Origin of the sequence: Nonomuraea composti (genome assembly GCF_012034275.1) — a bacterium.
GTDB lineage: Bacteria > Actinomycetota > Actinomycetes > Streptosporangiales > Streptosporangiaceae > Nonomuraea > Nonomuraea composti.
This window is the reverse complement of record NZ_JAATEP010000008.1, coordinates 183490-196687: the sequence shown is the minus strand read 5'-3', so window position 1 is coordinate 196687 and position 13198 is coordinate 183490. Positions and strand designations below refer to the sequence as shown.

General features: G+C 71.3%; 16 protein-coding genes and 1 riboswitch. Of the genes, 7 read left to right on the top strand and 9 right to left on the bottom strand.

Translation table 11 applies throughout. The features are described from left to right. The first annotated feature begins 140 nt into the window (after positions 1–140). A riboswitch (cyclic di-AMP (ydaO/yuaA leader) is annotated at positions 141–275 on the top strand. Between the two features lie 189 nt (positions 276–464). Continuing rightward, the gene (locus HCN51_RS62945; protein ID WP_428981536.1) at positions 465–1190 is read left to right on the top strand and encodes a hypothetical protein; all 726 of its coding nucleotides are present in this window, start codon (positions 465–467) and stop codon (positions 1188–1190) included. Between the two features lie 152 nt (positions 1191–1342). Further along, a complete protein-coding gene (locus HCN51_RS14100) occupies positions 1343–2188 on the top strand; it encodes an alpha/beta fold hydrolase (RefSeq protein WP_346433638.1) in 846 nt (281 codons plus the stop codon). Positions 2189–2263: 75 nt separating this feature from the next. Here the strand turns inward: HCN51_RS14100 and HCN51_RS14095 are convergent, their stop codons facing one another. The 5 genes from HCN51_RS14095 to HCN51_RS14075 all read right to left on the bottom strand — a co-directional run bounded on the left by HCN51_RS14095 (position 2264) and on the right by HCN51_RS14075 (position 4670). After that, complete coding sequence (locus tag HCN51_RS14095) at positions 2264–2635, bottom strand: hypothetical protein (protein ID WP_080045695.1); 372 nt, start codon at positions 2633–2635, stop codon at positions 2264–2266. 21 nt (positions 2636–2656) lie between these two features. Beyond that, on the bottom strand, positions 2657–3031 hold the full coding sequence (locus HCN51_RS14090) for a roadblock/LC7 domain-containing protein (RefSeq protein WP_080045696.1): 375 nt from the start codon (positions 3029–3031) through the stop codon (positions 2657–2659). Positions 3032–3060: 29 nt separating this feature from the next. Continuing rightward, positions 3061–3846: a transcriptional regulator gene (locus HCN51_RS14085; RefSeq protein ID WP_168010095.1), complete on the bottom strand. Its 786-nt coding sequence runs from the start codon at positions 3844–3846 to the stop codon at positions 3061–3063. Between the two features lie 3 nt (positions 3847–3849). Beyond that, positions 3850–4224 (bottom strand): roadblock/LC7 domain-containing protein, encoded by a 375-nt coding sequence (locus HCN51_RS14080; protein WP_168010094.1) that lies wholly within the window; start codon positions 4222–4224, stop codon positions 3850–3852. A 137-nt stretch (positions 4225–4361) separates the two neighbouring features. Beyond that, positions 4362–4670, bottom strand: a complete 309-nt coding sequence (locus HCN51_RS14075; RefSeq protein WP_346433637.1) for a winged helix-turn-helix transcriptional regulator — start codon at positions 4668–4670, stop codon at positions 4362–4364. Between the two features lie 96 nt (positions 4671–4766). Between HCN51_RS14075 and HCN51_RS14070 the strand changes: the two genes are divergently transcribed. Further along, positions 4767–5369, top strand: a complete 603-nt coding sequence (locus HCN51_RS14070; RefSeq protein WP_168010092.1) for an NAD(P)-dependent oxidoreductase — start codon at positions 4767–4769, stop codon at positions 5367–5369. An 18-nt stretch (positions 5370–5387) separates the two neighbouring features. Here HCN51_RS14070 and HCN51_RS14065 read toward each other — a convergent pair whose 3' ends face one another. Beyond that, positions 5388–6599: a DUF4032 domain-containing protein gene (locus HCN51_RS14065; RefSeq protein ID WP_206066982.1), complete on the bottom strand. Its 1212-nt coding sequence runs from the start codon at positions 6597–6599 to the stop codon at positions 5388–5390. A 22-nt stretch (positions 6600–6621) separates the two neighbouring features. Here HCN51_RS14065 and HCN51_RS14060 point away from each other — a divergent pair, with 22 nt between their 5' ends. After that, on the top strand, positions 6622–8190 hold the full coding sequence (locus tag HCN51_RS14060) for a DUF885 domain-containing protein (RefSeq protein WP_346433636.1): 1569 nt from the start codon (positions 6622–6624) through the stop codon (positions 8188–8190). 48 nt (positions 8191–8238) lie between these two features. Here HCN51_RS14060 and HCN51_RS14055 read toward each other — a convergent pair whose 3' ends face one another. Then, on the bottom strand, positions 8239–8865 hold the full coding sequence (locus HCN51_RS14055; protein WP_168010090.1) for a class II aldolase/adducin family protein: 627 nt from the start codon (positions 8863–8865) through the stop codon (positions 8239–8241). Positions 8866–8914: 49 nt separating this feature from the next. Beyond that, positions 8915–9499 (bottom strand): TetR/AcrR family transcriptional regulator, encoded by a 585-nt coding sequence (locus tag HCN51_RS14050; RefSeq protein ID WP_168010089.1) that lies wholly within the window; start codon positions 9497–9499, stop codon positions 8915–8917. Between the two features lie 45 nt (positions 9500–9544). On the opposite strand from HCN51_RS14050, the gene HCN51_RS14045 reads away from it, so the two are divergent. Next, complete coding sequence (locus HCN51_RS14045; RefSeq protein ID WP_168010088.1) at positions 9545–10462, top strand: carbohydrate kinase family protein; 918 nt, start codon at positions 9545–9547, stop codon at positions 10460–10462. A gap of 45 nt (positions 10463–10507) precedes the next feature. Further along, positions 10508–11725 carry an aminotransferase class III-fold pyridoxal phosphate-dependent enzyme gene (locus HCN51_RS14040; RefSeq protein WP_168010087.1) on the top strand — a complete coding sequence of 406 codons (1218 nt, stop codon included), beginning with the start codon at positions 10508–10510 and terminating at the stop codon, positions 11723–11725. Between the two features lie 398 nt (positions 11726–12123). On the opposite strand, the gene HCN51_RS14035 is transcribed toward HCN51_RS14040, so the two are convergent. Then, a complete protein-coding gene (locus HCN51_RS14035; RefSeq protein ID WP_168010086.1) occupies positions 12124–12549 on the bottom strand; it encodes a nucleotide triphosphate diphosphatase NUDT15 in 426 nt (141 codons plus the stop codon). Positions 12550–12633: 84 nt separating this feature from the next. On the opposite strand from HCN51_RS14035, the gene HCN51_RS14030 reads away from it, so the two are divergent. Further along, positions 12634–13176 (top strand): sigma-70 family RNA polymerase sigma factor, encoded by a 543-nt coding sequence (locus HCN51_RS14030; protein WP_168010085.1) that lies wholly within the window; start codon positions 12634–12636, stop codon positions 13174–13176. Positions 13177–13198 lie beyond the last annotated feature (22 nt).

The following is a 13198-nucleotide window of genomic DNA, read 5'->3' as shown; positions in this document are numbered from 1 at the left end:
CGGGGGTACGGCATGCCGTGCCCCCTTTTTCTTTACCTAACCAGGTAGATCTTTTGCCCGATACGTTGGCATGTGTCCGTTTCCGTGGCTAACGTATTCGCCATTACCAGCCGGTTACCCGGTCCTTACCCCAGAAGGACCGCCGGTTGGCGCCGAATCCCGAACGTCGGGAACCGGGGAACCACCTCCGTTGGGGTGAATCCGGCCACGCGCCGGTAGGGCATCTCCACGCCCGAACCCGTCAGCTAACCCGGTAGGCGTGATGGAGAGGACAAGTTACTTCATGCACCAGCGCGTCGTTCCCCCAGACCGCGTCTTCCCGGCCGCCGCCCGCTGAGCGGCCCCCTTCCCCAAAGGCTCGTATCTTGCGCTCCGCGTAGCGATCTCGCGGCGCCCTGCCCCGCCGCGCCCTTTTTTCCGTGAGTGCAACCTCCCTGTCCCCCAGTGAAGGGTTTTGCTGCTTCATGTTCGCCTGTTTTGGCCTGCGTTCCCTCGCCGTGCTGACCTGCTCCGCCGTCGGAGCACTGACCGTCGCCGGCACGGCCGCCCACGCCGACTCCGACACCGGAGAGAAGATCCTGCTCAAAGGCTCGACCACGGCCTCGTACTTCTGGGACGACGCCTCCGGCCGCGCCGGTGACACGGGCCTGCCGGCCAGCGGCAAGCCGATGCAGAAGGGGCTGGCCGCCAGCCCGAGCTGGCCGCTGATGACCGAGGGATACGTCGTCTACAAGGGCAAGAAGATGCCCTTCTTCGTGGGCGACCGCGGGCCGGGCGAGCCGTCCAGCCGCGGCGTCATGCTGGACCTCGACGCCAAGACGTTCGCCGAGCTGACCGGCGGCGAGTTCAACGCCAGCACGCTGGGCGTGGACGGCATCGGCGGCGAGGGACACATCGACGTCGACTACGTCATCACCAAGTGGGGTGACGGCGTGGGCAAGAAGAACTACCCGGTGCCGTTCTCCACCGGCGCCTGGGCCGAGCGCGACCGCAACCCGGCGACGCCGCCGAAGGCCGACGAGGACGAGGACAACGCGGGCGGCCGGCTCGTGGACGCCCCCGTGGTGCCGGTGAGCGAGCCCAAGGAGCCGGGCGTGGCCGGTAGCACGCTGCTGGCCGGCGTCCTGACGGTGACGGGCGGCGGCGTGGTGCTCGGCGGCGAGCGTCTGCGCGCCCTCCTGCGGCGCTGACCTCCATAAGCAAGCCCTCTCCCCATAAGCAAGCCCTCTCCCCATAAACAGGCGCCTTCCCCATAACCAGGCTCCCGCCGTAAACGGACCCCCTCCCCATAAACACCCGGCGGCCTTTACGCGGCGACGACCAGAATGTCATTCTGGTCGTCGTGACCACCCGCGCAGCCGTGAACGGCATCGACATCGCCTACGAGAGCTTCGGCTCACCCACGGGCCGTCCCCTGCTCCTCGTCATGGGGCTCGGCGCCCAGCTCGTCCAGTGGGACGAGGAGTTCTGCGAGCTCCTGGCGGAGCAGGGACACCACGTCGTCCGGTTCGACAACCGCGACGCCGGCCTGTCCACGCACTTCCACGACCACGGGGTGCCCGCGATGGGCGCCGCGCCGCCGTACCTGCTGGACGACCTGGCCGACGACACCGCGGGCCTCATGGACGTCCTCGGCTGGCCGGCGGCCCACGTGGTGGGCGCGTCGATGGGCGGGATGATCGCCCAGACGCTGGCCATCCGGCATCCAGGGCGGGTGCTGACCCTGACCTCCATCATGTCCACGCCAGGGCCCAGCGTGGCGCCGCCCACCGAGGCCGCCGCCGCGGTGCTGATGGGCCGGCCGGCCGAGGGCCGCGAGGCGGTGCTGGAGCAGGCGGTACGGACCTGGTCGGTCATCGGCTCGCCCGGCTACGAGCTGGACCACGAGCGGATCAAGGCGATGGCCGGGCTGGCCTACGACCGCTGCTTCGACCCGGCGGGCACGGCCAGGCAGCTCGCCGCGATCATGGGCTCGGGGGACCGGACGGCGCTGCTCGCCCAGGTCAAGGTGTCCGCGCTCGTGCTGCACGGTGAGGCGGACCCGCTCATCCCGGTCGCGGGCGGCCGCGCCACGGCCGCGGCGATCCCCGGGGCACGGCTGGTGACGTACCCGGGCATGGGGCACGACCTGCCACGCGAGCTCTGGCCGAGCTTCGTCGCGGAGATCACCAAGCTGACCTCCGCCTGAGGCGGAGATCACGAGACCTGACGCCGCCGGTGGCCCGTCCCCCCACACATGCAGCCGGGCCACCGGAAGCGGGCGTCAGACCTCCAGCTTCTCCTCGATGCCCCGGAGCTGGTGGCGGGCCAGCGCCAGGTTGGCGCGATTGCGATCGAGCGCCAGGTACAGGAACAGGCCCTTGCCGCCGCGCCCGGTGATCGGGCGGATGATGTGGTACTGGCCGCTCAGCGTGATCAGGATGTCCTCGATGCTGTCCTTGAGACCCAGCGAGTCCATCGTGCGCAGCTTGGCCTTGACCACCTCGGTGTTGCCGGCCGCGGCGATCTGCAGGTCGAGATCCTTGGAGCCGCCCAGCGCGCCCAGCGCCATGCCGCTGCCGTGATCGACGATGACGGCCCCGATGGCGCCGTCGATGGCCATCATCTCCTTGAGTGACACGTCCATGCCGGCCATGCTTGCCTCCTTGTCGATGGATCAGTGCTTCCGTGCTGCGACGGCGGCCACGGCGGCAGCCGTCTTCCTGCCCTCCAGCCGCAGCAGCCCGACGTTCGCGCCGGGTCCGGCCAGGACCGTGAGGACGATGGTGGGGCCGGCGGCGTAGAACGCCGTGAAGCCGGCGGTGCCGGAGATGAGCGTCTCCTCGAAGACTCCCTGACCGGTGATGACCAGCATCCGCCTGCTCATCGCGAGCAGCGCCGCCGACAGGGCCGCCGCCTGCTCGCCCTCCTGCCCGGGCAGGTCGCAGGCGAGCTGGAGGCCGTCCACGGTGCCCGCGACGCTCCCCTGGACGTCAGGGGTGCGCTCGCGCAGGAGCGCCATCTCCTCCAGAACCTCTTGTCGTAGCTCCACCGGTGGCCTCCTCCTGAGTGAGGGGAACCTCACGACAGCTCCTCGAGCGCCTTCTTCAGCCGCATCAGCAGCGCCAGATCGGTCGGGTCACCCGTCACGGGCGGGCCCAGCGGCTGGGCCCGCGCCCGCGGGTCGTGCGGCGGGTGCTCCGCGGGAGCCCGCCGCTGGGGCAGGTCGGGCGCGGCCAGCAGCCCGGAGGCGGCCAGCCGCCGCACGGCCACGAGCACCGGGTACGCCGGCCGCCCCAGCTGCTTGGCCAGCTCCAGCGGGGTCGCCTTGTGGTCGGCCCTGACGATGACCTCCCACTGGACCCGGCTCAGCGTCACCCCGTGGCCGGGCAGCCGGGGCAGCGGCCGTACCGGCAGGGAGTCGACGTCGGCGGAGGGCCAGATCTCGGCGAGCTGCGCCCGCCGCCGCGCGCATTCGCGCACCAGGCCCGGCACGTCGAAGAACCACTGCCCGCCGAGCCAGTGCTGCTCGCCGGGGCGGAACTTGGGCCGCGCCCCGCTGACCGGCAGCAGGAAGAAGGCCGCATCGAGGACCCCGCCGAGCACCGCGTACTGCAGCTCGCCCGGCGTGAGCGCCCCGTCGGCGAGCAGCTTCTCGCAGCCGCCGTCGTCCTGCAGCCGCCGCAGCGCCGCCTCGCTCATCAGCCCCCTGGCCGCGAGCAGCCGCTCGACGCTGGGGGTCTGGGCGCACTCCATGTACGTCACGCGCCCCTCGGACAGGAAGATCGTGCCGCTCCTGCCGACCTGGAGCGCGCCGGTGGAGCGCTCGCGGGCGAGGCCGGCCAGGAGTGTGTCGAGCTTGGTCATGGGTCACGTCGCGAACCGGCTGGAGATGGTGCTCAGGCGGTGCCTGGCCAGGGCGAGGTTGGATCGTTCCAGGTCAAGGCGTACGTAGATGACCAGCGGTCCTTCGAACACGGTCTCCAGCAGCCGCAGCAGATGGTGGCCCTTGTCCGTGGTGACGAGCATGTCGTCGATGCGGACGACGTCGCCCGGGCAGGTGCGGGCCAGGCCGTCGGTGGTGGCGCGCAGCGCCTCGGTCAGCGCGGCGGCCGACCGGTCGGCGTCCACGCCCACCGCCGTGCTGAAGGCCACCGCCATGCCGCTCGTGTGGTCCACCAGCATGGCGTCCAGCGCGCCCGGTATGGACATGACTTCCGCCAGGCAGCCGTCGATTCCCAGCACGTGACCTCCCTCGCCGTGGTGGAACGCGAACAGCGTAGGGCGAAGGAGGCGCGCCCATCGGGCGGCGAGTCACAGGTGTGGGGGTTTTATACGGCTGCGGAGTAGAAAAACCCTACTGCTACGGAAAAACGTATGATTTATGAGAATTTCTCGCGGCAACGCATGATCTCGGCGACATTTCTCTCGGCCCAGTCGGCCACCACCGAGATCGGCCCGTGCAGCGAGCGCCCGAGGTCCGTGAGCGCGTACTCGACCCGCGGCGGCACCTCGGCGAACACCTCCCGCGTCACCAGCCCGTCCTGCTCCATGGCCCGCAGCGTCTGCGTGAGCACCTTGGGGGTGACGCCGCCGATCCGGGTGCGGAGCTGGGTGAAGCGCATGGGCCCGCCGTCGAGGCAGAGCAGCACCAGCGCCGACCACTTGTCTCCGATGCGGTCCAGGACCACCCGGGTAGGACAATTAGGGTCGAAGACATCACCGGTATCCATAAGGTACTTATAGCACGATGAAGTAACCAGTATCCGATGGATACTCTTGCCGACATGAAGATTCTTCTCTTCGGCGCGACCGGCATGGTCGGTCAGCGCATCGCCGCCGAGCTGCGCGATCGCGGCCACGAGGTCACCGGCCTCAGCCGCACCGGCCCCGTCAAGGGCGACATCCACGACACCGCCACGCTGGCCGAGGGCCACGACGCCATCGTCTCCGCCATCGCGCCGCCGCGCGACGGCAGCGAGCCCCAGCCGCCCTTCCTGTCGGCCTACCGCGCGCTCATCGAGGGCGCGCGGGCGTCCGGGGTGCGGAGGGTGATCGTCGTGGGCGGCGCGGGCAGCCTCCAGGTGGCGCCCGGCCAGGACCTGGTGGACACGCCCGACTTCCCCGACATCTACAAGAAGGAGGCGCTGGCCGGCCGCTCGCTGCTGCGCCTGTTCCGTGAGGTCGAGGACCTCGACTGGACGTTCGTCTCCCCGGCGGCCGAGATCGCGCCGGGGGAGCGCACCGGGACGTACCGGCTCGGCGGCGACCAGCTCATGACCGACGCCGAGGGCCGCAGCTTCATCACCGCCGAGGACTTCGCGGTCGCGATCGCCGACGAGGTGGACAAGAACGCCCACCCCCGGCAGCGCGTCAGCGTGGCCTACTGAGCGGCGCGTCAAAGGGGCCTACTGGGCGGGCTCCTCGTCCGGCAGCAGCGCCCGCTCGTCGGGCTTGTGCACGAGGACGTTGTCCACGTACGACTTCACCGCCGCGGCCAGCCCGACGTCCGCGCCCTCCTGCTCCGACAGGAACCAGCGGTGGTCCAGGATCTCGTGGAAGAGCTGCGCGGGCTCCAGCTTGCCGCGCAGCTCGGCCGGGATGGCGTCCACGGTCGGCTGGAACACCTCGGCCAGCCACCGGTGCGCCACGATGGCCTCGTCCTCGTGCCGCAGCCCCTTGGCCACCCGGAACCCGTCGAGGTCGTTGAGCAGCCGCCGCGCCTGGTTCTCCTCGACGTCGAGGCCGGTCAGGCGGAGCAGGCGCCGCTGGTGGTGGCCGGCGTCCACGACCTTGGGGCGCACGATCAGCCGGCCGGTGCCGACCTTGCGCCGCACCATCATCTCGGCCACGTCGAAGCCCAGCAGGTTGAGGCGCCTGATGCGCTGCTCGACGCGGTGCCAGTCGACCTCCTCGATGATCTCGCTCTCGTTGATCTCGTTCCAGAGGCGGTGGTAGCGGGCCACGATGTCGTCGGCGGTGTCCATGGGGTCGATCGACGGGTGCAGCAGCCCGCCGGCCTCCAGGTCGAGCATCTCGCCGAAGATGTTGGTGTGCGCGTTGTCGATGTCGGTCAGGCGCTGGCCCTCGCTGATCATCGGGTGCATCTCGCCGGTCTCGGCGTCCACCAGGTAGGCCGCGAACGCCCCCGCGTCGCGCCGGAACAGCGTGTTGGACAGCGAGCAGTCGCCCCAGTAGAACCCGTTCAGGTGCAGCCGCACCAGCAGCACGGCCAGCGCGTCGAGCAGGCGGGTGAGCGTGTCGGGGCGCAGGGTGCCCGACATGACCGCCCGGTAGGGCAGCGAGAACTGCAGGTGGCGGGTGATCAGGGCCGCGTCGAGGCCGTTCTCGCGGCCGGTGACGTACGCGACCGGCTCCACGGCGGGGGCGTCGAGCCTGGCCAGGTCCCACAGGAGCTGGTACTCCCGCTTGGCGTAGCGCTCGCTGATCTCCTTGATCGCGTACACCTTGCCCGACAGGCGGGCGAAGCGCACCACGTGCCGCGAGATGCCGCGCGGCAGATCGACCAGATGGTGTTGCGGCCAGTCTTCGAGAGGGGTCTCCCAGGGGAGGCGGATCAGGTCAGGGTCGCCTAGCGCGCCAGTGATCTGCAGGGGCATTTGCTCAGGATATGGTGCACCGGTGGACGAGTTTCTCAAGTGGTACTTTTCTGACCGTCCGGTCGTCGCCGCCTCGCTCGGGGCCGACGGTTACGATCACACCCTCGGCGATTTCACCGCCTCCGCCTGGCAGGCCCGCGAGCGCGAGCAGGTGCTCTGGCTCGACCGCCTGGCCGCCGCCGAGGCACCCACCCTCGACGACGCGATCGACAGAGATCTCGTCCTGTCGCAGCTCAGAGGCTCCATCGCGCTCGCGTCCTGGCCGGAGTGGCGGCGCGACCCGAGCGTCTACCTCGGAGCCGTCTTCGCCTCCATGTACACGCCGTTCCAGCGCCGGCTCAAGCCCGAGCCCGAGCTGGTCGCCTCCGCGCTGTCGCGCCTGGCCGAGGTGCCCGGCGTGCTCGCCGCCTGCCGCGCCAACCTCGACCCCGACCTCGCCGCCCCGCTGCTGGTGCAGCGCGGGCTCGGCCAGGCCCGCACCGGCCGCAACTTCCTGACCCGCACGATCCCCTCCATGGTCGAGGACGAGCAGCTGCGCGCCCAACTCGCCGCCGCCGCCGAGCCCGCCGCCGCCGCGTTCGACGAGCTCGTGACCTTCCTCGAAGGCTTCGAGTGCGGCGGCACCTGGCGCATGGGGGAGCGGCTCTACTCCACCCTCCTGCGCGAGCGCGAGCTGCTCGGGTACGGCGCCGCCGAGCTGCACGAGAAGGGCAAGGCGGCCTGGGCCGAGCTCGACGCCCGCATGCGCGAGGTGGCGCTCCAGGTCAACGGCACCCAGGACTGGCGGGCCGCCATGGAGCACCTCATGGACGACCACCCGCCGACCCTGGCCGACATGCGCGCCGAGTACGAGGCGGAGACCCTGCGGGCCCGTGACTTCGTCCGCGAGCGGGACCTGGTGACGTTCGCCGACGGCGAGGAGTGCCACGTGCTGCCCTCCGCCGAGTACACCCGCCCGGTCCTGTCCGTGGCCCACTACCTGGCGCCGCCGCCGCTCAGCTCCTCCCGCACGGGCGTCTTCTTCGTGCCCTACACGCCCGACGACTTCACCCCCGAGCAGGTACGCCAGCGCCTGCGGACGAACTCGCGGGCCCAGATGCCCTCGATCGCCGTGCACGAGGCCTACCCCGGGCACCACTGGCACCTGTCGTACATGGCGGGCAACCCCCGTACGGTCAGGAAGGTCTTCAGGACGCCGTACTTCACCGAGGGCTGGGCCCTGTACGTCGAGAAGATGCTGCACGAGCAGGGCTACTTCGACACCCCCGCCACCGAGCTGGCCCACCTCGACTGCCGCATCTTCCGCGCCGCCCGCATCGTCGTCGACACCGCGCTGCACTGCGAGGACATGTCGATCGAGGAGGCCGAGACGTTCATGGCCACCAAGGCGTCGCTGTCGCCGGGCACCGCGCAGGGCGAGGTGAACCGCTACTGCGCCTGGCCCACGCAGGCCCCCTCGTACCTCACGGGCGCGATCGAGATCGAGCGCATCAGGGAGTCGTTCCAGGGCACGCTCAAGGAGTTCCACGACCGGATCGCCGGGTCCGGCGGGCTGCCGCTCGGCCTGGCCGAGCAGGCCACGCTCGCGTAGCCCGGAGTTCTGCAGCGGCGGTGGCCGAGCGTGCGCCCGGCCGAGCGCCTACAGCGGCGGGGGGTTGAGCGCGCGCTCGACCACCGCGGCGAGCTGCTCCTCCGTCAGGATGGTCGGCTTGCCGACGCTCAGCCCCCGCACGTACACCTCGCAGAGCCACTCCAGCAGGCGCGTCGCCTCGAACGCCTCCTCCAGCGTCGCCCCGATGGTCACCCCGCCGTGGTTGGCCATCAGGGCGGCGCGCTTGCCCTCCAGGGCCGCGCGCACGTTCGCGGCCAGCTCGGGGGTGCCGTACGTGGCGTACTCGGCGACCTTCACCACCCCGCCGAGCATCAGCGCGTTGTAGTGGACGGGCGGCAGCTCCGTCATCGTGGTGGCCACCACCGTCCCGAACACGGAGTGCGTGTGCACGATCGCCCGCGCGTCGGTGGTCTGGTAGATGGCCAGGTGCATGGGCGTCTCGCTGGAGGGGCGGGTCTCGCCCGCCACCCGGCGGCCCGTCGTCAGGTCCACCACCGGGCACATCTCGGGCGTCAGCCGGTCGAGCGCCGCGCCCGACGGCGTGACCGTCACCAGGTCGCCCTCGCGCACGCTGAGATTGCCCGAAGTGCCGATGACCAGGCCGAGCTCGACGGCCCGCCGGCCGTACTCGCACAACTGCTCGCGAAGGCTCATGCGCCAGGACAGTAGCGGGCGGCCCGCCGGAGCGGCAATCGGCCCCCCGCTACAGCCGCTCCACGGCCTGGGTCATCAGCCGCCCGGCCACGTCCCGGCCCATCCGGTCGGGGTAGAGCAGCAGGTGCAGGCTCAGCCCGTCGACCAGGGCGAGCAGGCGCTCCGCGACGTCGTCCAGGTCGTCGTCGGTGCTCAGCTCCCCGGCCGCGCGGGCCTGCTCCAGCAGCTCCCGTACGGCGGCGCGCAGCTCGCCCGCCTCGGCCCGCTGCACCTCGGCCAGCCGCTCCGAGGCCAGGCTGCGGCTCCAGAAGCTCACCTCCAGCCGCGTCTCCTCGCAGCGCTCGGCGTCCAGCGGCAGGTTGTCCAGCAGCACCTCGCGCAGCGCCGCCAGCCCCGTCATCCCCGCCACCTTGCCGGTCAGCCGCCCCCGGATGCGCCGGTGCGAGTGCCGCAACGCCGACAGCAGGATCTCGTCCTTGTCGGCGAAGTAGTGCGCGAGCACGCCGTTGGAGTAGCCGGCCTCCTTGGCGATGGCGCGGGTGGTGGCGGCGTCGATGCCGTCCCTGACGATCACCCGGCTGGCCGCCGACAGGACCTCACGCCTGCGCTCATCATGATCAACGATCTTCGGCATAGGGCACCTCTTGACGTTTTATTCGGACGTCTGTCTATTTAGACTATGACCGTCGTCACAGTCGGCGTCCACATCGTCGACATCCTCGCCAGACCCGTCGACCACATCCCCCAGGGCCAGGACACCGTCCTGGTCGACCAGATCCGGCTCACCGCCGCCGGCGCCGCCGCCGGCACCGCCGTCGACCTGGTCAAGCTGGGCAACGACGTGGTCACCATGGGCGCCATCGGCGACGACGAGCTCGGCGACTTCCTGCTCATGATCCTGGCCAAGCGCGGTGTCGACACCTCCCGACTCGTCCGCAGGACGGGCGAGCAGACGGCGGCCTCCATCCTGCCCATCCGTCCCGACGGCGGGCGCCCCAGCTTCCACGTCCCCGGCGCCAACCTCAGCGTCACCTACGCCGACCTCGACCCCGATCTCCTCCGCACCGCCCGGGGCATCCACCTCGGCGGCATGGACGTCACCTTCGGCCTCGGCGATCCCGCCTTCTTCGCCCTCCTCGACGAGGCCCGCTCGTCCGGCGCCATCGTCACCATGGACCTCCTGTCCGAGATGCCCGACCTGCTGGGCATGGCCAGGGCGTTCCTCCCGCACGTGGACTACGTGCTCCCGAACGAGTCCCAGGCCCTGCACATGACCGGCGCCGCCGACGTCGAGACCGCCGCCCGCACCCTCCTCGCCGACGGCCCCCGCGGCGTCGTCGTCACGCTCGGCGCCGCCGGCAGCATGCTCGTCACCGCCGCCGGCACCGAGCACGTACCGGCACTGAAGACGGACGTCTCCGACACCACCGGCTGCGGCGACGCCTACTGCGCCGGCTTCCTCACCGCCCTCCTCCACGACCAGGACGTGCCCGCCGCCGCCCGCTGGGGCACCGCCGCCGCCGCCCGCGTCGCCACCGGCCTCGGCTCCGACGCCGGCCTCACCGACCTCCCCTCCACCCTCAGCCTCCTCGCCTAGTACCTTCCCCCACCCTCAGCCTCCTCCTCGCCTAGGAACACGTTCATGAGCCTTGACGCCGACCTCCGCCAGCGCGCCGCCCAAGTCGTCCCCGGCGGCATGTACGGCCACCTCAACGCCGCCATCTTCGCCCCCGGCTACCCCCAGTTCTTCGAACGCGGCGAAGGCTGCCGGCAATGGGACGTCGACGGCCGCTCGTACATCGACCTCATGTGCAGCTGGGGGCCCGTCGTGCTCGGCCACCGCCACCCGCGCGTCGAGGAGGCCGCCGCCCGCCAGGCCGCGCTCGGCGACTGCCTCAACGGGCCCGGCGCCATCATGGTCGAGCTGGCCGAGCTCCTGGTCGACACCGTGCCCAGCGCCGACTGGGCGATGTTCTCCAAGAACGGCACCGACGCCACCACCCAGGCCCTCATGGTCGCCAGAGCCGCGACCGGCCGCACCAAAGTGCTCATGGCGCACGGCGCCTACCACGGGGCCGACCCGTGGTGCACGCCCTCCCCGGCCGGCACGACCCCGAACGAGCGGGCCGACCTCGTCGAGTTCACCTACAACTCCCTCGAATCCCTCGAAGCCGCGGCGGCGACCGTCGAAGGCGACGTGGCCGCCATCATCGTCACCCCCTTCAAACACGACTCCTTCGAGGACCAGGAGCTCGTCGAGCCCGCCTTCGCCCGCGGCGCCCGCGCCCTCGCCGACCGCCTCGGCGCCGCGCTCGTCATCGACGACGTCCGCGCCGGCTTCCGCATCGACCTGCGCGGCTCGTGGGAGCCCTACGGCGTGCGCCCCGACCTGACCGCCTGGTCCAAGGCCATGGCCAACGGCTACCCCATCGCCGCCGTCACCGGCACCGACGCCCTGCGCGGCCCCGCCCAGACCCTCTACTCCACCGGCTCCTTCTGGTTCTCCGCCGTCGCCATGGCCGCCGCCAAGGCCACCATCGAGACGCTGCGCGACGAGAACGGCATCGCCGCCATGGAACGAGCCGGCACCCAACTCCGCGAAGGACTGTACGCCCAGGCCAAGGCCCACGGGTTCGTGGTCAACCAGACGGGGCCCGTGACGATCCCGTGGCTCAGCTTCGACGGCGACGCCGATCTGTCGGTCGCCATGCACTGGAGCTCGGCCTGCCTGCGGCACGGGGTGTATCTGCACCCGTGGCACAACTGGTTCATGTCGGCCGCCCACACGGAGGCGGAGGTGGCCGCGGCCCTGGAAGGCACCGACGCCGCCTTCGCCGAAACCCGCGCCCACTTCGGCTGACCCCTTTCCCGCCACGGCCCGGGGTGACGTGCCGGGCGCCGCGCCGAGGGCGGACGCACCGGAGCGCGGTGTGGTGCGGGAGCGTGGCGGGGGAGCGGGGCGTGGCGCAGGTTGGTGGCTGATCGCCGTGCGCTTTGCGCCGAACTCCGCCGTCCACCGTCCCGCCGACCCGGCGCCGGAGTGCCTGGTGCGCGGTGCGGCGGCGGGCGGGGAGTGCGGCGCGGTGCGACGGTGGTGGCGCGCTCGACCGCGCGATGCGGAGACCCTCGCACTCCGGCGCCGCGTCGGCGAGGTGGTGGGCGGTGGAGCCCGGCGCAACGTGTCCGGAGACCGGCCTGGCGGCCCTCGGCCTGAGCGGTCGAGCTGGTCCGTGCGGCGGCAGGGGGCCGGTGGGCGGGTCAGGCGGGGGCGACGCGGTAGTGGCCGGTGCCTTCCGCTGCGCCCAGGAGGCGGGCGCTGGCGTCGAAGAGGGGTGATGGGAGGGCGTCCGGGGGGAACCACTGCCACGAGCGGAACACGTGGGGCTCCGTGACCGCCGGTTGGGTGGGGCCCGCCGTCATTCGGACTCCGGCCGTCACCCGGACCGCGCCCCCAGGGTGGTCCACGACCACGGCGGTTACCAATGGTGGGCTCGCGTCGAAGATGCCGGTTTCTTCGGCGAGTTCACGTACGGCCGCTGTTTCGAAGGTTTCGCCGGGCTCCACGGCGCCGCCTGGCAAGCACCAGGATGGTGGTTCGCCGGGTTTGATGCGTTCGCCCAGCAGGATCTGGCCGTCGGGCGCGGTGAGCAGTACGCCCACGCCGATGATGCGGTCAGTGGTCATGTCGGGAAATCTCCTCCGTTCGGTAATGCTCCGGAAATGCCGGACATGGGGTTGAGTGTCGAACGCCCCAAGTGAGGAGCCTAAGTGGGAGCAGATCCCGAGAGGCGCTTCGAGGAGCTCTACGCCTCCTCGTACCGCCCCCTGCTCGGGTACGCGTTGCGCCGCTGTCCGGACCCGGACGACGCGGCGGACGTCGTGGCCGAGACGTTCATGGTCGCCTGGCGCCGGATCGAGGAGGTCCCGCAAGGGGACGAGGCCAGGTTGTGGCTCTTCGGCGTGGCCAGGAAGGTGCTGGCGAACCAGCGGCGCGGCGAGCGCCGGCACGAGCAGCGCACCGCCGCCCTGCGGGCGCAGCTCGCCGCCTCGCCGCTCGTCGCCGAGCTGCCGGGTGAGGATTTCTCGCAGCTCGGCCAGGTGTTCAGGTCGTTGCCTGAGGACGACAGGGAGCTGCTGGCGCTGGTCGCGTGGGAGCGGCTGAGCCCTTCCGAGATCGCCAAGGTGCTCGGCACATCGGCCAATGTCGTACGAGTGAGGCTTTATCGCGCGCGCAGGAGGTTCGCCCGGAGGCTGGCCGAGGCGGGCGTGCAGCACTCGCGCGCCGTCGCGTTCGAAGGGAGCCGGCTGTGAGCATCCGGCGAAGGGAGTCGGC